Below are 6,965 nucleotides of genomic sequence, written 5' to 3'. Positions count from 1 at the left end.
CATGATCATCGGCCTGACGCCACACCAGAAACCCACTAATTCAGCAGGCTCCTAGTCAGTCGCGGCCCGCCCCGGTCAGCCCGTTCTGCAGCCAGGCCTTGGTCCGGCCGGGGTGGTTCGTCGCGATCCAGCCCACCCCGAGTTCGCGGCAGTACTGCACGTCCTCGTAATGGTCGACGGTCCAGCAGTACAACGCCCGGCCCTGGGCCGCGGCCCGGTCCACCAGCTCCGGATGCTCGCGCAGCGTCGCGATGGACGGCCCGACGGCGGTCGCGCCGACCGTCGTCGCGGCGCTGCCGCCGAGGTAGCGCGACGTCTCGCCGAGCAGGACGGTCGGCAGCATCGGCGCCGCGCGCCGGATCCGCCACACCGCGGCCGCCGAGAACGACATCACCACCGCACGCGCCATGTCCGCCGACGCCGGCGACGCGATGCCGTAGCGGTGCAGCAGCGCCAGCACCTTGCTCTCCACCAGTGCGCCGAAGCGCACCGGGTGTTTGGTCTCGATGAACATCTTCACCGGGCGGTTGCAGTCCATCACCAGCGACACCAGGTCGTCGAGGGTGAGCAGACCGGTGTCGCCGTTGCCGCCGTCCGCACGCCGGCTCGGATGCCATGAGCCGTAGTCGAACTCGCGCAACTGTGCCAGCGTCATGTCGCTGACCAGCCCGGTCCCGTTCGACGTGCGGTCCACCCGGCGGTCGTGGACGCAGACGAGATGGCCGTCCTTGGTCAGGCGGACATCGCATTCGACCGCGTCCGCGCCTTCTTCGAGGGCCAGTTGATATGCGGCCCGGGTGTGCTCGGGGCGCTCGGCCGAGGCACCTCGGTGGGCGACCACGAAGGGGTGGCCGCCGAACGTCTCGCCCGAGCTCATATGGCTATGCTGCCGGGTTCTCGCCGTCGGGCTCAACTTCAGCCGCGGGTTCGGCCGGTTTCTCCTCGGTCGGCACCACCACCCACCGGTGCGTCGGACGCTCCACCGACTGCTCCTCGAATCCCGCGAACACCCGGCCGACGAGCAGCAGCGACGCGGCCGCGAACAAGTAGGCCACGATCGTGGCGACGGTGTTGTCGGCGATGCCCTGCGGATCGGTGGTGAAGCTGGTCGCGATCGAGAACACCGACACCGCGGTGTTGAGGACCCAGACGACCCACCACGTGATGATGGACCGCTGCAGCCACCGCCACCGGCCTTCCGCCTCGGCGAGCTCGATCACGTACACCGGCGCCCACACCAGGTTCACCAGCGGCGTCAGAGCGCCCACCCACAGTTCGACGGGCGTGCGGGGATCCTGCCGCCCGGTGTGCGCGTAGGCCGCGGCCCGCCGCGCGATCAGCCAATTGGTCAGCACCAGCGCGGTGGCCACCACCAGGAACGCCGCGATCACACTCACCGCGACTCCGCCCCAGGTGGCGGCCGCGGCGACCCACGGATTGAGCAGCACCGTGCGGTTGACGATCAGAAGGATGTAGCGCACCACGTGGACGAAAGCCGCCGCGCCGAGTCCGGCCAGCGTCAGCAGCAGCATGACCCGGACGGCATGCGGCGACGGTCCGGTGCGCACCGCGGTCTGCTGGTCGGGCGCGTCGAAGTGTTCGACCAGCCCCCACCGCGGAATGCTCTGGTATCGCGGGGTCGGACCGAGGTCGCGGCGGCCGCGCCGCGGCTGCGGTGGGGCGCCGGGACGCACGGCGACCCAGCGGTATCCCGACGGTGGGCGCGGACCGGGCCGATCCGGACCCTGCGGCGGTGCACCCGAGGGCCGATTCCAGCCCGGCGCCGGGGCTTGACCGGTCGGTGCGAGCAGGGTGCCGCGGCACCGCGGACACCACACCCGCTGCCGGTCGCGCACGTTCCATCGCGTCCCACACTGGGAACACACTTGGATCATCAGAACAGCCTAATCAGTGACGCCGGGGGTCAGACCGTGCCGGCACTTCCGTCGTCGGTGACCACCGGACGGCCCGCACCGGCCCAGGCGAGCATGCCACCGGTCACGTTGATCGGGTCATAGCCGTTCCGGGCGAGGTACTGCGCGACGCGTTGCGACCGCCCGCCGGCATGACAGACCACGTACAGCTCGGCCTGGTTGTCGATCTCGGCCAGACGCGAGGGGATGTCGCCCATCGGGATGTGCTGCGCATCGGGCGCGTGTCCACGCTGCCACTCGTCGTCCTCGCGGACGTCGAGCAGGACCACGCCATCACCGAACTTCGCGGGCACTTCGGTGATCGCCGCCTGCGGCACAGAGGTGTCATCCATGCCCACATGCTGACACGCTCCAGCGACTGCGCACCAGCAGCAATACCGGCACGGGGTGGACACTATCCACAGTTTCCACAGTTTCATCCACAGGTCTGTGGACGTCAGTGACGGCTATCGCCCGGTCAGCGCGCATGCACCCCCGGTCCCACTGTGGATAACCCCGACCGCTAAGCGAACCCCGATCAACAAGCCCAGGCGGGCGCCGAGCGAAATACCTCGCAGGGCTAACTACCGTGGACCGTGCAGGCCGGTGTCCGCAGCCGATTTCTCACCGGCGAGCGATGGCGTTATGATCGCCATCACAGAGGTTCCCTGTGACTGGCGTCACTGGGACCGCTCACCGGAATCAGCCACTTGACCGGTGATCGGAACCTCTGATTTGGGTCTGATCGGGGAGGTATCAGGGCGTGCAGGCGACGAGGAGCATCTGATGGCGGCGTCTCCGATGGGCCCAGGGTCCGCGTTCCCGCCGTCCGACTGGCAGTCGTCGACGCGGGCGTACACCCGCAGTCAGTTGATGGCGTTCCTGCGCGCAGGCCTGATCGCGCTCGTCCTGCTCGGCGTCCTGGCGCTCATCGTTCTGTATTAGTTTCCGGCACCGGGCACCCGCACGAGCACCCGGTACGAACCGGCCGCCGGCACCCAGCCGAACGTGCGTGAATCCGTCACCCCCGGGGCGTCGGGATTGTCCGAAAGCGCTTCGAAGCTCACGCCCGTCTCGGTGCGGCGCACCCCACCGACGCGTTTGACGAGGAACCTCCTCGAGTGCCGCGGATCGGGAAACACCCGCAGCTGACCGGTTTTCGGCCTTCCAGCGCGCACCGCCACAAGCCCGTCACCCGGCTGCAGCGTCGGGTGCATCGAATCCTCGACCACCACGAATCGGCGCACCAGCCCGCGAAGCCGGCACCCGGACGGCCCATGGCTTCGCTGCATGGGCTAAGGGTAAGTTAGGGCCATGCTGCATCGACTCTTCGCGAACGCGACCCCTGCCCATGCCCACTGCGACCTGTTCTGCGGCGTCTACGACCCCGCCCAGGCCAAGATCGAGGCGCTGTCCTGCCTGAAGACGATCCAGAAGTACCACGATTCTGATGACGACCACTTCAAGACGCGCGCCATCATCATCAAGGAGCGGCAGGCCGAAGAGGTCAAGCACCACCTGATGGTGCTGTGGGCCGACTTCTTCACCAAGGACCACTTCGACCAGTTCCCGAACCTGCACCAGCTGTTCTGGGAGGGCGTCAAGGGCGCCGGCGACGTGAAGAAGTCGCTGGACCCCGCCGTGGCCGAGAAGCTGCTCAAGACGATCGACGAGATCGCCGACATCTTTTGGCAGACCGACAAGGGCAAGCAGATGGGCGTCTACCCGCCCGCCTGATCGCCTGTCCCCCAACCTCACCCGGCACGGTCACCGACCGTGCCGGGTTTTGTTTGCGCTGCTTAGCAGTCGGGACCTCTTGTCTGCCATCGGGTTTCTCCCGCATTCTGTTGCGCATCGACCCAGAGGCGTGTCGGGCATTGGTCGAGATGCCGGGAGGCGGGATGAATTTTGGGTCCGGGCGGGCGATCGAGGTCGCCCCGTTCCATTCGAAGGGTTCATTGAAGGGCTTCGTGGTCTCCGGCCGCTGGCCGGACTCCACCAAGGAGTGGGCCCAGCTGCTGATGGTCGCGGTGCGGGTCGCATCGCTGCCCGGCCTGCTGTCGACGACGACCATCTTCGGTGTCCGTGAGGAACTCCCCGACCAGCCGGAGCCGGGCACGGTGGGGCTGGTTCTGGCCGAGGGCACCGTCGTCGGCCACGAGGCCGTGCCGCCCGGGCATTTCGCCGACCGCCAGCCGCCGGCACTGCTGATGCTGCACCCGCCCTCGGAGACCACGCCGTCACTTCCGGAATGCACCGGAGCGGCCTCTGGATGCGTCCTGCTGCCCGGACTACCTCATCTGGGCCTGGAACACCGCGCCGCGTGGGTGGAGGCCGAATCCGACGGCACCGTGACGTCGATGGTGAGCCGGGTCGGCGTCGACCCGATCAGCCACCCGGACACCGCGATCCTCGCGATGCTCCTGTCGGCGGCCTGAACGCCCCGTTCTCACGTCCTGCCACTGGCTACTGACACCTTTATTAGCTGCCTGCTGCGGCGTGCTTGCTGCAGTTTGCACCCCCACGAGCGCCGGAGCCCGCGGCGCACACCGCTTGCCCGGGAACGCATCTGACCGGATCCAGGGCTTCAGCAAACGCTTCGAGGCTTGCATAGTCAAACACTTGGAAGTTGCCCAGAGTAACCGGAGAGACCGCTGTGACTGCCGCTTCAAAAGTGGTGCGCCTACCGTTACTACAGTCCCGTTATTATTTGCTTCGTCGCACCGTAGAATGGCGGCGCGAGGTGCTTGCCCCTAGGCCGTTCACACCAGAAGCGGCGCTCTGACCAGTCAACCGACTTGACTTTTCCGTCGTTTGCACTTGGTTGTGGCCAGAACTGTGGCTACGATGATCAGCAAATACGCCGCCCTGTGAACCCGCTCGCCAGTTTGTGGAGGTCAACCCAATGAGCAACACGTTTGCCGCTCGCCTCAATCGATTGTTCGACACCGTCTACCCGCCCGGACGTGGGCCGCATACCTCCGCGGAGGTGATCGCAGCACTCAAGGCCGAAGGCGTGACCATGTCGGCGCCGTACCTGTCGCAGCTGCGCTCCGGCAACCGAACCAACCCGTCCCAGGCAACCATGGCCGCGCTTGCCAACTTCTTCCGGATCAAGCCCGCCTACTTCACCGACGACGAGTACTACGAGAAGCTCGACAAGGAGCTGACGCTGCTCGCCGGGATGCGTGACGAAGGCGTTCGTCGGATTGCGGCGCGCACCGTGGGCCTGTCCGCGGAGGCCAAGCAGGACATCGTGGAGAAGGTCGACGAACTGCGTCGCCGCGAGAACCTCGACGATTAGCCTGCAAACAGCTCCGGCGAATCAGCCGGCAACCGCGGCTCAGTCCCGGGTACCTTCGCCGCCCGCGAAACCCCTACTGAGCTGACGGTATTGGCGAGCAATCTCCAAGATCCACTCCCGGTCCGAATACGTGTTGGGCTGGCGCAACCACGCCAGACCGGGGAATTTCTCGCGGCCGTCCCCCGCGGCGCCGTCGTGGCCCGCGTAGATCCATTCGGCGACCGCGCGGGCCTGTTCGACCGGCGGCACGTCGGGTGCTTCGAGTTCGGCACCCTCGTCGAGGTCGTCGAGATCGGTCATGTCGGCGCCCGAGCTGTCGACCGGTCGCAGCGCTCCGTCGGCGGCGGTGGCCTCCAGGAACAGCGCGTCGGAGATCAGCGACATCCGCTCGGCGACGCGGAACACCAGCGGCCCCCGCGGCCGCACGCCGATACCGACATCGGGGTGGCGGCGGCCCAGTTCGTCGAGCAGTGGCCCGATCGTGCGGAGCTCGCGGCGCGCCCCGAACCAGTCCTCCAGGCTCGGTAGCAGCGACCCCGCGGCGACGATCAGCATCGCGCAGCCGAGCAGCGTCGCGGCCGCCCCGACACCGACGAGCCCGGTCGTCCCGACGGCCCGCAGCAGGAAGAACGCGAGCGCCAGCACGATCAGCACGATGCCGACGGTGAACACGAACAACGCCCGGCCGCGCCGCGACCGGTTGGAGTGCCGCAGCCCGGCCCACGCCACCAGGCTCAGCGCCAGCAGCACGTACAGCAGCGGCAGCAGCCACGGCAGCGCGTTACCGCCGCCCAGGGTGCGGCGCAGATACTCCTCGGGCGCCATCTCCGGCTGCTTACCCGCCAGCAGAAACGCCGCGAGGCTTGCCGCGGCGATGACCGCCGCGACGGCGTACTGGGCCCGCGCGATCTTCCTGGCGGCGGCCGGGGCACGGCTCGACGCGACGGTCGTGATCATCACGCAGCTGCCTGCCGCGCACGCGATCAGCGCCACCTGGCTCAGCCCCATCGCGATGTTGGGCCACCGCAGCACCGTGTCGACCAGCAGCGTCAGCGGCTGCCAGTTCAGCGCGGCGACCGCACCGAGGCTGCCCAGCGCCAGGATCATCGCGGTGCTCACCAAGGACTGCTTGTTGACCAGCGCCCAGCCGATCCTCAAGCCGGTGGCCAATCCGAGAAGACCGGCGATCACCCAGACGATCAACCAAATGCCTCTCCGAGGCGGACCTGCACGATCGACGACCGGTCGGAGGGCAGCCGGCCCAGCCGGTAGATCAGCAGCGCGGCGAAGTCCTCGGCCTCCTGCTCGGCGTCCTCACCGGCCGGCCCCATGCACCCGGTGCGCTGATTGAGCATGTAGCCGATCAGATCGGAGCTGGCCAGCTCGGTGCTGTCCAGCGCGGCCTGCACGACGGGGATGCCTTCGTGGCCCAGCACCAGATGGCCCAGCTCGTGGGCGAGTGTGCGGTCCCACGCCGGCAGCCCCTGCTGGATCAGGAAGACGTCCTTGTCGGCATACTGCCGCCACTGCCCGCACACCCCTGGCGGCAGTTCTGCGGTGGTGAGTTCGATGGGTCTGCCCCGGCTCTCGCTGACGGCTTCGACCAGTCGGGGCAGTGAGACCTCACCCTGGCGCGGCGCGAGGTCGAGCACGTCGTTCACCGCGCGCGTGACAGTGCGGCTGGCTGGCATGGTTCCCCCTCTCGATGGATTCCACTATGCGCCGCTCACCCGGTCGGGGTGAACGGT

General features: G+C 68.0%; 10 protein-coding genes. 4 read left to right on the top strand and 6 right to left on the bottom strand.

Translation table 11 applies throughout. The features are described from left to right. Positions 1 to 55: 55 nt before the first annotated feature. Genes BST38_RS25425 through BST38_RS25415 form a run of 3 tightly spaced genes read right to left on the bottom strand, consistent with a single transcriptional unit; the run spans position 56 to position 2,266 of the window. Positions 56 to 877, bottom strand: a complete 822-nt coding sequence (locus BST38_RS25425) for a glycerophosphodiester phosphodiesterase (protein WP_083146262.1) — start codon at positions 875 to 877, stop codon at positions 56 to 58. Positions 878 to 881: 4 nt separating this feature from the next. After that, the gene (locus BST38_RS25420) at positions 882 to 1,895 is read right to left on the bottom strand and encodes a DUF4328 domain-containing protein (RefSeq protein ID WP_083146261.1); all 1,014 of its coding nucleotides are present in this window, start codon (positions 1,893 to 1,895) and stop codon (positions 882 to 884) included. A gap of 29 nt (positions 1,896 to 1,924) precedes the next feature. Next, positions 1,925 to 2,266, bottom strand: coding sequence for a rhodanese-like domain-containing protein (locus BST38_RS25415; protein WP_083146278.1), 342 nt, complete (start codon positions 2,264 to 2,266; stop codon positions 1,925 to 1,927). 433 nt (positions 2,267 to 2,699) lie between these two features. Between BST38_RS25415 and BST38_RS29485 the strand changes: the two genes are divergently transcribed. Then, positions 2,700 to 2,858: a hypothetical protein gene (locus BST38_RS29485; protein WP_165761656.1), complete on the top strand. Its 159-nt coding sequence runs from the start codon at positions 2,700 to 2,702 to the stop codon at positions 2,856 to 2,858. Here the strand turns inward: BST38_RS29485 and BST38_RS25405 are convergent. Further along, positions 2,855 to 3,205 carry a S26 family signal peptidase gene (locus BST38_RS25405; protein ID WP_220182566.1) on the bottom strand — a complete coding sequence of 117 codons (351 nt, stop codon included), beginning with the start codon at positions 3,203 to 3,205 and terminating at the stop codon, positions 2,855 to 2,857. The genes BST38_RS29485 and BST38_RS25405 overlap by 4 nt on opposite strands. Positions 3,206 to 3,227: 22 nt before the next feature. Here BST38_RS25405 and sodN point away from each other — a divergent pair, with 22 nt between their 5' ends. The 3 genes from sodN (at position 3,228) to BST38_RS25390 (ending at position 5,217) form a co-directional block, all read left to right on the top strand. Then, complete coding sequence (gene sodN / locus BST38_RS25400) at positions 3,228 to 3,650, top strand: superoxide dismutase, Ni (RefSeq protein WP_083146258.1); 423 nt, start codon at positions 3,228 to 3,230, stop codon at positions 3,648 to 3,650. Between the two features lie 164 nt (positions 3,651 to 3,814). Continuing rightward, entirely contained in the window at positions 3,815 to 4,351 is a 537-nt protein-coding gene (locus BST38_RS25395) for a peptidase (protein ID WP_083146277.1), read from the top strand. Between the two features lie 467 nt (positions 4,352 to 4,818). Beyond that, positions 4,819 to 5,217 (top strand): helix-turn-helix transcriptional regulator, encoded by a 399-nt coding sequence (locus BST38_RS25390; protein ID WP_083146257.1) that lies wholly within the window; start codon positions 4,819 to 4,821, stop codon positions 5,215 to 5,217. 39 nt (positions 5,218 to 5,256) lie between these two features. Here BST38_RS25390 and BST38_RS25385 read toward each other — a convergent pair whose 3' ends face one another. Both BST38_RS25385 and BST38_RS25380 read right to left on the bottom strand, forming a co-directional pair. Continuing rightward, positions 5,257 to 6,420, bottom strand: a complete 1,164-nt coding sequence (locus tag BST38_RS25385; RefSeq protein WP_083146256.1) for a hypothetical protein — start codon at positions 6,418 to 6,420, stop codon at positions 5,257 to 5,259. Continuing rightward, the gene (locus tag BST38_RS25380) at positions 6,417 to 6,908 is read right to left on the bottom strand and encodes an ImmA/IrrE family metallo-endopeptidase (protein WP_083146255.1); all 492 of its coding nucleotides are present in this window, start codon (positions 6,906 to 6,908) and stop codon (positions 6,417 to 6,419) included. Before BST38_RS25380 ends, BST38_RS25385 begins: the two co-directional genes overlap by 4 nt. Positions 6,909 to 6,965: the final 57 nt, after the last annotated feature.

It is taken from the genome of Mycolicibacterium parafortuitum, from assembly GCF_002086815.1.
GTDB classification, from domain to species: Bacteria; Actinomycetota; Actinomycetes; order Mycobacteriales; family Mycobacteriaceae; genus Mycobacterium; species Mycobacterium parafortuitum.
This window is presented reverse-complemented; position numbering and strand designations above follow the sequence as displayed.